This is a genomic window from Microcoleus vaginatus HSN003, from assembly GCF_022701255.1.
Lineage (GTDB): Bacteria > Cyanobacteriota > Cyanobacteriia > Cyanobacteriales > Microcoleaceae > Microcoleus > Microcoleus vaginatus_B.
This window is the reverse complement of sequence record NZ_CP031705.1, coordinates 3,808,176-3,821,478: the sequence shown is the minus strand read 5'-3', so window position 1 is coordinate 3,821,478 and position 13,303 is coordinate 3,808,176. Positions and strand designations below refer to the sequence as shown.

Genomic DNA, 13,303 nt, shown 5'->3' with positions numbered 1-13,303 from the left:
GAGTCGGCGGTTGAAACCGCTACTATACAAACAATGTCCGCCTCCGCGGACTGAAGAATAATAAAATTAACTGGTTCCCAGGCTCCAGCCTGGGAACCTAAATCTAGAGGCTTTGCCTCGCTTGGAAACATGGAGGCAGAGCCTCCGGATCTGCGTTACTAGGCTGGAGCCTAGTAACGAGTAATTTAAAATTATCTGCGTTTATCCGTGTTTATCTGCCTTACATCGGCGGTTTCTGTATCAATGAATGATTTATGCAATCTTGTCTAAGAATATGATGAATTACCACAAAATGCGCCACGAAAATCAAGTTTCTCGCCGCAAACACGGCATTTTGACAAAAAGTTTATTTTTGTTCCCGATCGCCTGTTCTGCGTGCCTCGGAGCCTTGCTGTGGGGACAGTCTGCGGCATTTTCCCAGCAGCCGATCTGCCCGACTGGCAACGCTGCGAATTTCCCGTCGCCCCCGCTTTCGCAAACCGAAAAAAGCGTGCCGAGTCTGTGGTTAGCTCAAAAACTGTTTGGCGGCAAATTGCTCGATCGCTGGTTTGTCGATCCCGGCAATACTTGGGTAATTCTCATAGTCAACCGCCAACTTTGGAGTTTGCTCGATTATATAGAACGCTATCAGTTTGTCAACCACTTTGGCACTGTCGCCCGCGACTACGGTTACAATGTGCGAGTTTGCAACCGTCAAGGCACTGCTTTGGCAGTTTATTCGTGCAAGGGCGATGGGCTTAACTGTCGGATTGATTTAGAATCTCTCTCAAATCCAGGTCTTCGAGGAAAGCTGAAGGAATTTTAGTAGGGTGCGTCATCCGCGAGTTATTTTCTGGATAATCCATAAATCAAGAGCTGACGCACTCTACATTTTAACTTCTCACTACTTGCCGAATTTCTTGCCAGAGCGATCGATATTCGGCAATCCCCGCATCGCCCAAAGGCAGCAGAAACTCGCTAGCCGCAAGAATCTTCGCATCCGGCAACAACACAGAATTAGTGCGAATAGCTTCCGGCAAATTTTCGGGTTTCATGCCGACAATTATCGGGGAACTAGCCTTAGCCAGCAAAGATAATTGAGGAGCGATCCGAGGATGCAAGCAAAAATCAATCCATTTTTCCACTAAAGAAAGTGGCTTCCCTGAGGCTGGTTCTACCCACAAATCCGTCCAAAGTGCAGTTCCCGAAACTGGAGTTACTAAAGCAATATCCTTTTGAGTTTGCAGCAGTGGCAGCAAGTCCGCAGAGGAACCTACTGCCAACCAAGTATCGCCTAAAATTAATGGTTGCAGGTAAGCGTCAGAACTATAAAGTTTAACTTGTTCGTGCAGATTTGCAAGTTCTTTTTTAAGATTTGGGACTTGATCTAATTGCTGCGTATTGTAAGATTTTCCGATTTTTTTTAAAGTTAAACCGATAACTTCTCTAGCACTGTCCGGCAGAGAAATTCGATCGCGCAATTCGGGTCGCCACAAGTCTTTCCAATCTGTCGGAGTCCACCCCAAAGCCTTAAATTTGTCGGTTCGATAGGCAATTACCGTACTTCCCCAGCGGTAAGGTGCGGCCCAAATTTTACCTTTAGGATCTAATTTACCGTCATCGTTGCGCCTGACGAGTTGTTGCCATCTTTCGGGCAATTGTGACCAATTAGCAAACTTAGCAGGATCGATCGGCTTAATCAATTTTTGCCGAATTGCCAAAGTCAGCCAGTAATCTCCCAACATCACCAAGTTAGCTTGATTTTTTGATTTGGGAACCCGTTTCCACTCCTGCAACAGGGCGAATAATTCTTTTAATTGTGCTTCTTGCCTTACTTGTAAAAGCGGAGACGGTTGTACATCGCGGCTAAATTTGCTTACCAGTTGGGCCGGAATACCGTTTTTGAGCGATTGAATTTTGAGAATGGGCTTCGAGTCGCACCCTGCCGCCAATTGACTTAGAGTTAGGGTGGCGGCCCCCAATAGCAAAGACCTTCGTTTCACCTGTGAATCCGCTTTTCTAAATATTGACCGATCGTTTTGTGTTCTACAGCCCGGGAAATAATTGTTTGTCGAGTCCGGTAGTTGGCGCCGATTTGTCTTATTTCTTCCTCAAACACAGAGCCATTGTACTCGGTTCTGCTCCCTTTTAAGTCTGCTGCCTTCTGAGTCTGTTTTGCTCTTGCCCTGATTTTACCTTCTAGCTTGTCGATCGAGCTTTCGGATGCCGAAAACGCCGTCAACTTAACGCCTAATTTCTCTGCTGGAAGTTCCTTTGAGCCAGTTGTGATCGCCAGCGGGGTCGATCGACTGCATCTGTGTTACATTTTTTAATATAACAAAACAACGAGAGCGCTGCCATCTGCCGTTGGATGACGCTTTTTACACAACCGAAGTGAAAAATCCTTTTTAAATCGGGGACAGCTTAATAACTAAAAAAACTAAAAATCCATTCATGTGAATCCTGAAAGCACTGGCGAGAGCGAAGTCAATCTAATAGGACACTCTGCGATCCCACTCTCAGAAACCCGACGTTTTAACTCTGATTGAAGGTTTGAACGAAGTATGGAGGTTAACCAACCCGGTTCCTGTGTCCCAGACTCTATAAAACCTAAAATCTACAATCTACAATCGACTCACGAATGGCGATCGATTATCTTCAAGCTGGCTCCCTCAGTCTACCGTCAGGATTGGGAACACAACAATTACGTCAAAAATTAAATAATTTAGTAATAAATCCAAGTTATGTAAAGATTTACCTAAAATGTAAAGATATAATTTACGAGCCAAAGGATTATTGTATGGAAGCGCTCCGCCAGCAAGTTACAGTATTGAGCCAACAAGTCGAGGCCCTCTACAAACTCATAGAAAACCTCAATGAAAAGCTCTTGGAGTCTGCCAAGGAGACGAAGCTGACCCAGCAACAGAGAAACGATCGCTCTGGAACGCTAGGAAATGACCAAACCTCCCCCTATCAAAGCTACAGCAGTCTCGATGGCCTCCTCGAACACAAAGACATTCTGTTAGATGACAGCTACTTCGACAAGAACTCTCAAAGCCTGGAAAAAGAGCTGAGCGCAGAGATTCAAATCCAGCGCTTAACAGCTCAGCTAACAGCAGCTTATAATCGAATTGCCGCCTTGGAAGAACAGTTGCTCTCCAAAAGAATGCACTCGCAACATCTAGGCGGGCCTAATTAAATATTGCTAGCGGGGATCGGGTAGTAATTTAAAAAAACTACAAGTTGCGTTGATTTATGCTGGTCTACTTAGAGATTCCTTTCATACAGTTGTTTATCTCCCCCAATTAGCAGGAGGAATACTGCATCCAAGCCAGATATTGTGTAGAAAATTCTGTAAAGGTGAGAGCATAAATGCTACAAAAAGTGATATAATTATTCAGCCCAAACGAAGCTGGGTGAGCAGCACAACCATGTTCGCAGCTCGATCGCCGCCTCTGAATTTTTAATATTTAATTCCTAACATTCCTGGACGCAGAGAAAACTAAAAACCCGGTTTGCGAGTGTATTCGTCGCTGCAAAACCCCAATATTTTCAGTAAACACCAAACCTGGTTTTTTGCCTCCAGCACTCTCTAATGTTTAATTTCACACCGCAAGGCTAAACTCTCAACAGCTTGAAGGAGTTGAGGAGGAGTCCAATTTGCAGTCAGGCCACTGGCGATCGCACAGGCTCCCGCACCCACACCTTCCTTAACATAGCCGCGATCGTAAGCTTGCAATTGCCCGTAGCGAGATCCAGCAAAACTTAGCTGCGCGGCCAACAGAGGCACACCGCCGATATGATTAGCGAGTCCTACAGTGTCTCCTGTAGGGTCTTCGGCCACCCAGCGCGTAGTCCCCACCGCAACTTGTTTGGGACGCCATACCAGAGCATATTCCCTGACTAAGGCTTGCATCAAAGCGTACACTGCCAGCATTTGCGTGCCCCCGGCGAGGAGTACCCCGCAAGTCCGACTCGCGGCGATCGCCATTGCCGCCACCGCTATTTGCATCGGATCACCCACCGCCGCTACCAATTCCAGGGGAGTGCTGTTTTGTCCGCCAATTTCCCACTCAGCATTATTGAGTCCCGCTGTCACCGCAGCCAATTTTTGAGCGTGATTGCAGCGAGGATGAGAACTATTAACTTTGCCCGCCGCTGCAATACCCAAACCCATTAACACGCCCAAAGCAGTAGTCGTTCCCCCAACTACGCACTCCCCTAAAATTAAATAGCTGCCATTAGTTTGAGCAGCCAATTTAGCTCCCCAAATTAATCCTTGTTCGAGCAAATGTTTGACTGTTTCGAGTTCTAAAGCCTTCCCAGAAATCAGACATTTTGCCGGAGTGCCACCCAAATCAATTGCAGGTACGGGAGGTGGGAGAGGCAAACCAGCATTAAATAGGTAAAGGGGAAGTTCTAAAGCTTCGACTACAGCGCGAGATATCAATACCGGCGAGGCCCCCGCTTCTAGGGGCGGCAAAGGATATTGGGGCGACGGTTGGGGGCCGTTATACAAAAATTCTGCATCGGCTAAACAAGTAAATTGTCGATCGTGCGGCGTTGCTCCTGCTGCTGAAATCCCCGGAATTAAGCCAGTAGCGGTAAATCCTAACACGCAGGCAAATATCGGTTTTCGTCCCCGATAGCGATCGAGCCATCGCTGCCCCTGTTCAACTTTTGTATAAATACCAATCATAATAGTTAGTTATTAGTTAGATAGCAATCCTCGCATCATTTGTGAATTTCTTACTTTCTCCCTGCGGGTTCGGGGAGGGTTGGGGTAGGGTAAAAAAATTACGACTTCTGCAAGGATTGCTATAGCAGAAGGAAGAAGGAATAATAAAAAAGAAGTAGTAATAGTGATAGTTTCAAGGATTAAGAATGCCTTAACCGTCTTGGCGGTTGCTAAATTAGTCATATCATGTCCGCCGTCACGATCGCAATTGAAGAGGTTTGTAGTAAAAATTTTAGTCCTCATAAATATCTGCAATTAAAGAGGTTTGTAGTGAAAATTTTAGTCCTCATAAATATCTGAGGACTCAAGTCCTCACTACAAAATTTATAACGGTTATCAGAATAGAAATAATATAATTGGTAAAGAGATTCTTCTTCCCTCTTCCTTCTTCCCTCTTCCCTCTTCCCTCTTCCTTCTTCCCTCTTCCCTCTTCCTTCTTCCTTCTTCCTTCTTCCCTCTTCCTTCAAATAACTACTCTTCATAATCGATCAAAACTTGCACCCAGCTTGGCGGACGCGGAATTGGATTCCCCAAACGATCTAATAGCAGCACAGCTACTAAATGCACTACAAATAAATAGACAATATTGTTAACCAAAATCATCCCGGCGGCGATCGCCCCAATTGTGCTCAAACTCGGTACATTAAGCCAGCCCAGCTTCACAAACAGCCATTCCACCATCTCTGTTACCTGGGCCGTTACGTAAACCCATAGATCTTGACCCACCAACGCGGACAGCAGCCAAAACCGAAAAAAGAACCCTACAGTACCAATTACTGCACCCACACTAATAGATAATGACCAACTCGCTTTGCGCCTCCAAAGTCCTCCTAGCGCCACTCCCATAATTCCAAAAGGCATCACGTATAAAATGCTCCGCGTCGGGCCCATAAGTACCGACAGCAGCAAACCCGATACCAAAGCTGCCATCCAAGCGGCTCTGTTGCCCCAGCGCAAGTAAACCAGGGCGATGGGTATCGGGAAAAAAACCCGCAGCAAAGGCCCCAGCGGAAAGTAATAATTTACCAGCCAAATTAAGCTAGCGGTACTTGCCAAAAAAGCCGTTTCTACAAGCCTTAAAGGCGCTTCTTCCGATGAGCGCTTCCCCGTAGCGGGATTTGTACGATCGCCAGCCATTGCTGAAATATCGGCGGTTTGCGGCTCGTTATTTGTACTGGGAGAACTACCCGAATTAGACGCAGCATCTGCTGACAAAAAATCACTCATCCGATTTTAGATTTTAGATTTTAGATTTTACCGAATAAGAATTCAGAATTTATGAGCCAGAATCCAGAATAAATTATCTGCGACTGCATGGAGAATCGAGGTTGAAAGCCCCCGATTTTAATCGTGGAGCACAAAAAATTCTTTCCGTGACCGTTTCCCCTGACTTGGGGCATGGGGTATTCTCAATTCTGAATTCTGTCTTCTGACTCCTTCTCATGGAACTGACGACCGATACGGCTGATTCCCAATTTTCCGATTTTCCGATTTTACGGGACTTGCGCCCGATACGGCTGATTCCCGGTTTCACTGTTTGGATGCCTCGCCGCCAAATTTAATATTGCTCGCAGAAACTGGGTTTCGGTAGGAACGCAAGTCTTATTTTAGATGGATTTTCTCAGCAAAAATTTTCAGCAGCATTATTTTTCGATTTTGCCTTCCTGGATTACCAAAACCGAACAAGATGCGTGGTGAACGACATAATTACTGACGCTACCGAGGAAAGCTTCTGCCAGCCCCGTCCGGCCGCGCCTCCCCAACACTATTAAATCTGCGCCCCAATTTTGGGCGAATTCACAGATACTATGCCCAGGAGCACCGTCCATTTTGCAGTCAAATTCTACCTGCAATCCTTGTTTGGTTGCCGCGTCGCAGTAATTTTTCAGCAAACCCGAAGCCTGTTTTACATCCCTTTCCAGCCGCAAACGTTGAGCTTGATAAGCTTGATCCATTAACTCGACATTCATGCCCAAATCTACCGGAATTGGCACTGCCGTCTCCCCCAGGGTGTTGACAGTAACGCAGTTAAATAGCATCACTTGGGCGTGATCCCTGAGAGCTAAATCTAGAGCTTGACTGAAGACGCGGTGGCCCAGTTCAGAATCATCTAAGGCGGCGAAAATTTTCTTAAAACTCACAGCTTTACCTCCTGCGGGCAATCACTAATATCAGTTAGTTAAGAGAGAGTGCTTTTGAATCTAATTCCAATTAGCAAACTCTGATACTTCTAGACTAACAGACGCTCTAAGGCGTGCAGGTCGGGAATGCACAAAACGTCACGTTCGCGCTGAATAGTTCCTTTTTTTTCCAGCTTGCTCAGCACTCGCGTTACTGTTTCGCGAGCCAGCCCGCTGAGGCTGCTCAATTCTCTGTGTGGCAGGTTGGGAATTTCTGTACCTCCTGTTTCCAGGATTTTTTTGCCTTGCCCCTCTGCCAAAAATAATAGAATATCTGCTACTCGCGAGGTACTGTCCGACTCTCGCAAACGCAAGCGGCGGTTGACTTGTCGCAGGCGACGCGCCATCAGTTGAGCTAGGCGAATGCCGGCTAGTGGCTCGGTATGAATGAGCTGCACAAAATCCTGAGATGGCATATTGCCGATCAGTGTCGGGGCTAGGGTGATCACATCTGTCGATCGCGGTGCTTCTTCGATCGCAGCCATTTCCCCGAATAATTCTCCTTTGCCTAAAATATTCAGTGTTACTTCTTTTCCGTCTAGGTTGTAGGTGCGAATTTTCACCCAACCATCCAATATAAAATACACTGATGTTCCCCAGTCATTTTCGAGTAAAATCACTTGATTTGACGGATGACTGCGGGTAACGATGTGGACAGTTGCTCTCTCGATTACAGGATCGGGTAATCCTGCAAAAAAAGGAGTAGAAACTATCAATTGATTTATATTAGAATTCGGATCTCGGGTGTTAAAGCGGTCTTCCATGAGGCCATCATTTTAATTTATGCGCTTGAGCTGCGCTGGGCAGTTAGAAATAGCTTGCAGCCGAGTCATTCGATTTGAGATTCAAGATTTGAGAAACAATGATCTAAAATCAAGGATCTAAAATCGGCAATTTTACCTCTAAAGTTTTGCGGTCAAAGGCTCAATATGGGAATTAATAGCCTCAAGCTCTGATTGGGAGCTAGAAACTAAAGAATATACCATAATTTTTTAGATATATACCACTGAGCAAATTTTATTAACAAAATTTTAGCAATGTGGCAAACGAGTGAGCCGATCGAATTACCTTTGAAAGCACTTCGCTTAGAAAGCTTAACACTGCTGAGAGATTTGTTGTCACTCGGCCCTGCTGTCGAGAAGGCAGAATCCCCGAACACCAGCCTGCAAGCACGGTAGACAGATCCCAAATCCGAGCAACTGCCTAGAACCTGGCAAGTGTCAGCACGATCGGCAAAATCCAAAGCCATTGGGAGCCTAAAGACTGGCGCTCTTGGCGAGCAAAACCCACCCACTTCCCAGCAAACTTTTATGCTACCCCAAGATTATTGTACCATTAGTATGTAGCCATGAATACAGATAAAAGGCTATGATAGAAGGTTACTCAAACCCAGTATACGGGGACAATCCCGAATCTCGGTATCCCAAATGCCAAATTGTTTGAGGTTTTTTCCAAGTCGGTGAAAGATCAAGAGACAGGGGCGCGCCACCATACTAACGAAACTAACGAAACTCGCGGTGACAGTGTGCGGCCCGCCGTTCAAGCAGGTGAAGGCAAAAGTTCATCGGGATCGCAGCTCTTACGAGCAGGAATCAGCCTCCGGGTCGGGAAACTCGCCCCTGAGCCGCAGAATTTGACAGCACTTGCAATTGATAGAAGCGGGCATTTGGTGCGGAAGTACCGGCTAACCTATCATAGGCAATAGAAGTTATCCGAAGGCAAAACGTTAATTAACAGTTGTCAGAAAATATTAGTGAATTATTGACGGACTCGCATTCAGATTATTCTATCTATTGGCATCGCTGCCGCCTGACTTCAGTCTTTTTTCGGTAAAGTTTCTCCCAAGCCGCATTCCCAGAGGTTCCGCCCTTGAATTCTCAGAAGTACAAAATTCAAGCACTGATTGCTGAGATAGACGAGGTACTCAGCAAGCCCGCACCCCGCTTGCCTTGGACGGGTTCGATCGATACTGTCCACCAGCGCCAACTTTTAGAGCGAGTTCGCGCTTATCTGGTTTCCTCAGACTCCAAGCTAACGGCCCCAAAAGCCCCCGCCCGCCCAAATGTGCGCCCGCAACCAGTTCCAGTGCCCAAAGTGCCTCTGCCCGCCCCTGGCCCCTCAGCCGCAGAGCAAATCATGCTTGCCGTAACCGGAGAAATCAGCAACCTGCGTTCAAGCCTGACAGGCCCGCTCCAAGAAGACATAGAAGCTCTGCGGCAAGAGCAGCAAGCTCTCATTCAAGAAATCAAAAAGCTAGAAGCAAAACGGCAGCAGCAACAATCCCTAGCTCAGCAACAAGCCAACCAACAGCAAATCATTGCTGAATTCTTGCAGGTACTGACTGCCCGCTTGGAAGAAACCTTGACTAGCGATTTCTCCCAAATTCTAAGTTCCCTAGAAAATCAGTTATTGCAAAGCAGCGCAGCACCATACTCTTTGGGCAGTGCGGCTGATGAACAATCTGCTATTGACGTAACACTTAACCGACAAACCTCAGAAGAACACCCGCTGCTGACGCCGGCTCAGAGGTTGGAGCAAATGCAACTGTTTCAATCTCATGCTGACAGTCTGCTGATGAGTCTCGATTCTAGGATGGGTATCGTGTTCGAGGCTTTGCAAGCAAATCTGCAAAGCTATCAAGCTTCCTTGAGGCAAGAACTCGAAAATATGTACGGTTTGAGTCAGCAGAGCGAGGCGATGTTCGCGGCTTTTGTCAACCACTTAGCCACACAGTTGGGACGAGAAGCATCTTCCTACGTTCAACAGCCGATCGATTTAGCAAATAATCGCGAAACCGTCACCCCAACCGCAGCCGATCAATCTCCTGTCGCTCCCGCCCTTTCAAATACTGCAGAGACTCGGACTGGAGACTCGGTGCAGGAAATTCGCACCGGCGAATTCGGAGAACAAGACAGATTTCCCTACGCAGGTACAGAAATTTCTCCTCAATTCAGACAGTTGAGGCGCGACCGCGACCGCATTCAAGCTCCAATTTTGCTCCCGGAGTCGGAAAATAACTTGTTCGGTTCTGAACCCGAAATATCTCAAGAGGCAACTCGGTTTCCTGGCGGTGAATCGGAAAATACGTTAACAGAAACAGGCGAAGAGATTGAGGATTTGTATGCAAGTTTGTTCGCGGGAGAAGCGGTTCCTGAAGTAGAATTACAAGTCGAAAGTTTCCCGGTAGAGAATACTGTAATTGAGACGAAAAGTGAAGGTGGAAAATATCAAGCGCCGGATAAGGGAACTGCCGAATCGCTAAAAATGACCGAAGATTTGTTGGTAAATCTGCTGGATGAAGGCGAATCTCTGGAAGAGATTTTAGTAGATGACGGTTCAGACTTTGTAATGGGGAATTCTGTAGACTCTCTAACTTTAGATAGTGCAGATTTATTTGAACCGCAAGTAGCAACAGTACCTCAAGTTTCAGAACCACCAACCTCAACCGCCGCGGTGCAACTTGACACGGACGATCGAGAAAATCTAGAAACGGCTCAAAACCTCAGCGATCAGTTCGGCGCTACTGCGCCTCAATCAGCAGCTTTGCCGTTGAAAACGCCTGCCGAAACTAGCGCAAACCCCCCCAGTGCCACGCCCCATGTGCCGAGTGTCAGGGATGTTCAAACGGGTGAGTTCGACTCATCCTCGCAGGGGCTCGATGATGGGTACATCCAAGCTTCGCCGGACGAGGATTTGCTGCCGGTCGAGGCATTAGAAGATGACCTCGATCGAGCTCTAAATTTGGACAACAATACTCTGGAACTTTTGGAGGCCGACCTCTACAATCTGGAGGGATTGGAAAATACTAGCTTTGGGGGATCGAATTTCTCCGTCGCTAACAGCTTGGATTTATCGGCGAGTTCCCCCGAGGATGGCGGTGCAAACAATCCCTTTGTCGAGGTTGCAGAGGAAGAACTTGGCACGCTGGAGGATTTGTTCTCCGATGTGTTGGAACTCTCATCTGAGGATGAACCCTTTGTTTTGGAAAACGAACTTGAGGATGATTTGTTTGCGGAGGAAGACGACTCGAATTTGACGCTAGACGAAATTTTGGCTAGTTTGACCGAGACCGATCGACCTTTGATTGATTCTCCCCCTCCAGAAACTGCCGAAACTAACGAACTGCGATCGAGTCCTCCAAAAAGTAAAAAAAAAACCTAATTTCGACAGAGAGTAAAGCAGGAGTTGTTGAGGGGAAAACCGATTTTAGCGAGTTGGTCGGGATACAGCAGCAAGAGTCGGCTGGGCATTCTGCAGCAGGTGCGATCGCCCCATCCCGAGAACGCCGGAATTCTAGCTGGTATTTGGGCATTGATTTTGGTTCCAGTGGCCTATCTGCGGCTTTGGTCGATCGCACCAGTGGCCAGTTGCACCCGATTTACTGGGAATCATCGCAGGCTGATGGTTCCGCAGCAGACGCCAGCTTTCGGATTCCCTCGGCTGCGGTGCTGGCGAACACAGCCCCAGGAAGCCCAGGGTCAGAGGTGACAGTCAAGTCGGTGGGATTCCGACCCCAGGCTTTGCCTGCAGAAGAATTTTTACTGGAAAATTTTAAATTGCCTTTAAAGGTGGGCATTCCTTATCAGCGGGAGGGGGATGGGATGTACGAACCGCTGTTGCAGTGGTCGCCCTTGCAGGCTTTTTCGATCGCCTTGCCGCTGCAAGGTGTGCGGGCATTGCTGGCTACTTTGAATCCGAGGACGCAAGGGCAAAAATTTGCCGAATCAGGGGAAATTTTGGATTCTGCAATGTCGAGGGTGAATTTTGCAGGATGGCCAGTTTCTAATTTAATTTGTAGGGCTTCGGGACTGACGCCAGAAACTCTGGATGCTGCGCTTTTAGACTTGCGGGGTGTAATTTTGGGGACTCCGGCCGGTTGGTCGGATGTTTATCGGTTTAATCTGCGGGAGGCTGTTTTGGGCGCGTCTCTGGTGGCTTCGAGTTCGCAAATTTTTGTGGTGGAAGATGCGATCGCCACTTTGCTTGCTGCTGTAACTCCTGTGAAAAATGGTATGGAAGTCGAGTCGTCAGCCGTGGATTCTGCTAAGGACGCTGAAGAAGCTGCACCGCTGACTGTGAATGCTTCATCTTTTAGCGGGGGAACTTTGATTTTGAATGCGGGGGCGGCGACGGTGGAATTAGCTTTAGTTGAGTTGCCGTCCAATCTTCAAGATTTAACTCGTGCTGATTTTACTTGCCACAGTTTTGGTTTTGCTGGCGATGCTTTCGATCAGGATATTATCTGTCAGTTGTTGGCTAAAAATGAAACTTGGGGAATGTCGATCGATTTGCCACGTCCTGGCCGTCCAGATTTGCCGAGTCGCTATCAATTGCAGCAGCGGTTACAAGGTTCTGCTTTTGGCCTGCAATTGTTAGAGGCGGCAAGGCAAATAAAAGTTATTTTGCAACATCAAAAAAGTTTTGCTTTGGATATTGGCCAGCAGCATTGGGATGTGAAGCGCAAAGATTTGGAAAGTCTGGTTTTAGTGCCTTTTGTGCAGCAGTTGAACCGCGAATTAAATGCTTTGCTCAGCCGCGCGGGAATGTCGCCGGCGGGAATTAATCAGGCGATTTGTGCGGGGGGTATGGGTGCTTGGCCTGCGATCGCCCGCTGGTTGCGGCAGAAGCTGCCGAATGCGATCGTGGTTCAAGACCAGGAATTGCAGGTCGATCGAGATATTTTTGAGATTCCCAATTCTGCATTAAATTCTGTATCTCCAAGTACAAATTTTTCCCAAAAAATTGGTCGAGTTGCTTGCGGGTTGGCGAGTGTGGCTCTCTATCCTCACATTTTGGGTGTGTCGCAGCAGCAGTACAGCGACTTTTTTCTGCTGTGGGAATTAATGCAGGTTTTGGGTGAGGAAACTCTGAGCTTTCAAGAAATTTTGCAGTTGTTGGAACGCCAGGGCGTGAATACCCGCACCTGCGAACCACGGATTTTGCGGATTTTGGAAGGAAATTTGCCGGCGGGACTTGTACCTGCGGAGGAAGATTCCATGCTGTTGGCCGAGGAGTCGAGACAAAATCCCGATTGGGAAGCAATTTGGGCTGAGCCGCTTTTCTTTGAAGATGTCTCACGGGGTTATCGTTTGAATCTCGAACACGCCTCTGTTGTCCGCGAATATTTAGGCAAACTCGCCTCTAGCAGCCAGCAAAAATTGTTAGAGCCGCTAACACTTGCTTGGGATGTTCGCACAGATATTTATCGCTAAACGGCAAGAAACCCGGTTTCTCAGTAGAATCCTCCCTGTCTTTCGGGAAGAGTCCTAGTCGAAACCAGGTTTTTTTGCGTCCAGGACTAACTTTTTTCTGTAAATTTACGTAACTTTACATACACTTTATACTTTTTTATAAAAAATACATAGAAACTTTATAAAAGTGTTATTGGTTTTTAAAGATTGTGCAA

At 47.1% G+C, this 13,303-nt stretch carries 13 protein-coding genes; 6 read left to right on the top strand and 7 right to left on the bottom strand.

Going from position 1 to position 13,303, the window contains the following annotated elements; all coding sequences use genetic code 11:
• The first annotated feature begins 274 nt into the window (after window positions 1–274).
• Entirely contained in the window at window positions 275–805 is a 531-nt protein-coding gene (locus tag D0A37_RS16555) for a hypothetical protein (RefSeq protein WP_242715972.1), read from the top strand.
• 67 nt (window positions 806–872) lie between these two features.
• Here D0A37_RS16555 and D0A37_RS16550 read toward each other — a convergent pair whose 3' ends face one another.
• Together D0A37_RS16550 and D0A37_RS16545 are read right to left on the bottom strand one after the other, a co-directional pair.
• Window positions 873–1,982: an extracellular solute-binding protein gene (locus D0A37_RS16550; protein ID WP_242715970.1), complete on the bottom strand. Its 1,110-nt coding sequence runs from the start codon at window positions 1,980–1,982 to the stop codon at window positions 873–875.
• On the bottom strand, window positions 1,979–2,221 hold the full coding sequence (locus D0A37_RS16545; RefSeq protein ID WP_242715968.1) for a phycobiliprotein lyase: 243 nt from the start codon (window positions 2,219–2,221) through the stop codon (window positions 1,979–1,981). The genes D0A37_RS16550 and D0A37_RS16545 overlap by 4 nt, the downstream gene beginning before the upstream one ends.
• A 558-nt stretch (window positions 2,222–2,779) precedes the next feature.
• Between D0A37_RS16545 and D0A37_RS16540 the strand changes: the two genes are divergently transcribed.
• Complete coding sequence (locus D0A37_RS16540) at window positions 2,780–3,178, top strand: hypothetical protein (RefSeq protein WP_242715966.1); 399 nt, start codon at window positions 2,780–2,782, stop codon at window positions 3,176–3,178.
• A gap of 393 nt (window positions 3,179–3,571) precedes the next feature.
• Here the strand turns inward: D0A37_RS16540 and cobT are convergent, their stop codons facing one another.
• The 5 genes from cobT to D0A37_RS16515 form a co-directional block, all read right to left on the bottom strand.
• Entirely contained in the window at window positions 3,572–4,678 is a 1,107-nt protein-coding gene (gene cobT / locus D0A37_RS16535; protein WP_242715964.1) for a nicotinate mononucleotide-dependent phosphoribosyltransferase CobT, read from the bottom strand.
• A gap of 278 nt (window positions 4,679–4,956) precedes the next feature.
• Window positions 4,957–5,199, bottom strand: coding sequence for a hypothetical protein (locus tag D0A37_RS16530; RefSeq protein ID WP_242715962.1), 243 nt, complete (start codon window positions 5,197–5,199; stop codon window positions 4,957–4,959).
• Window positions 5,189–5,944 carry a DUF2232 domain-containing protein gene (locus D0A37_RS16525; protein ID WP_242715960.1) on the bottom strand — a complete coding sequence of 252 codons (756 nt, stop codon included), beginning with the start codon at window positions 5,942–5,944 and terminating at the stop codon, window positions 5,189–5,191. The genes D0A37_RS16530 and D0A37_RS16525 overlap by 11 nt, the downstream gene beginning before the upstream one ends.
• 416 nt (window positions 5,945–6,360) lie before the next feature.
• Complete coding sequence (locus D0A37_RS16520) at window positions 6,361–6,858, bottom strand: universal stress protein (RefSeq protein WP_242715958.1); 498 nt, start codon at window positions 6,856–6,858, stop codon at window positions 6,361–6,363.
• An 89-nt stretch (window positions 6,859–6,947) separates the two neighbouring features.
• Window positions 6,948–7,661: a Crp/Fnr family transcriptional regulator gene (locus D0A37_RS16515; protein ID WP_190663937.1), complete on the bottom strand. Its 714-nt coding sequence runs from the start codon at window positions 7,659–7,661 to the stop codon at window positions 6,948–6,950.
• A 273-nt stretch (window positions 7,662–7,934) separates the two neighbouring features.
• Here D0A37_RS16515 and D0A37_RS16510 point away from each other — a divergent pair, with 273 nt between their 5' ends.
• From D0A37_RS16510 to D0A37_RS16495, 4 genes are all read left to right on the top strand, one after another.
• Window positions 7,935–8,075 (top strand): hypothetical protein, encoded by a 141-nt coding sequence (locus tag D0A37_RS16510; protein ID WP_242715956.1) that lies wholly within the window; start codon window positions 7,935–7,937, stop codon window positions 8,073–8,075.
• A gap of 281 nt (window positions 8,076–8,356) precedes the next feature.
• Entirely contained in the window at window positions 8,357–8,602 is a 246-nt protein-coding gene (locus D0A37_RS16505; protein WP_242715954.1) for a hypothetical protein, read from the top strand.
• 164 nt (window positions 8,603–8,766) lie between these two features.
• On the top strand, window positions 8,767–11,058 hold the full coding sequence (locus D0A37_RS16500) for a hypothetical protein (RefSeq protein ID WP_242715952.1): 2,292 nt from the start codon (window positions 8,767–8,769) through the stop codon (window positions 11,056–11,058).
• Window positions 11,059–11,111: 53 nt separating this feature from the next.
• Window positions 11,112–13,109, top strand: coding sequence for an acetate and sugar kinases/Hsc70/actin family protein (locus D0A37_RS16495; protein WP_242715950.1), 1,998 nt, complete (start codon window positions 11,112–11,114; stop codon window positions 13,107–13,109).
• Window positions 13,110–13,303 lie beyond the last annotated feature (194 nt).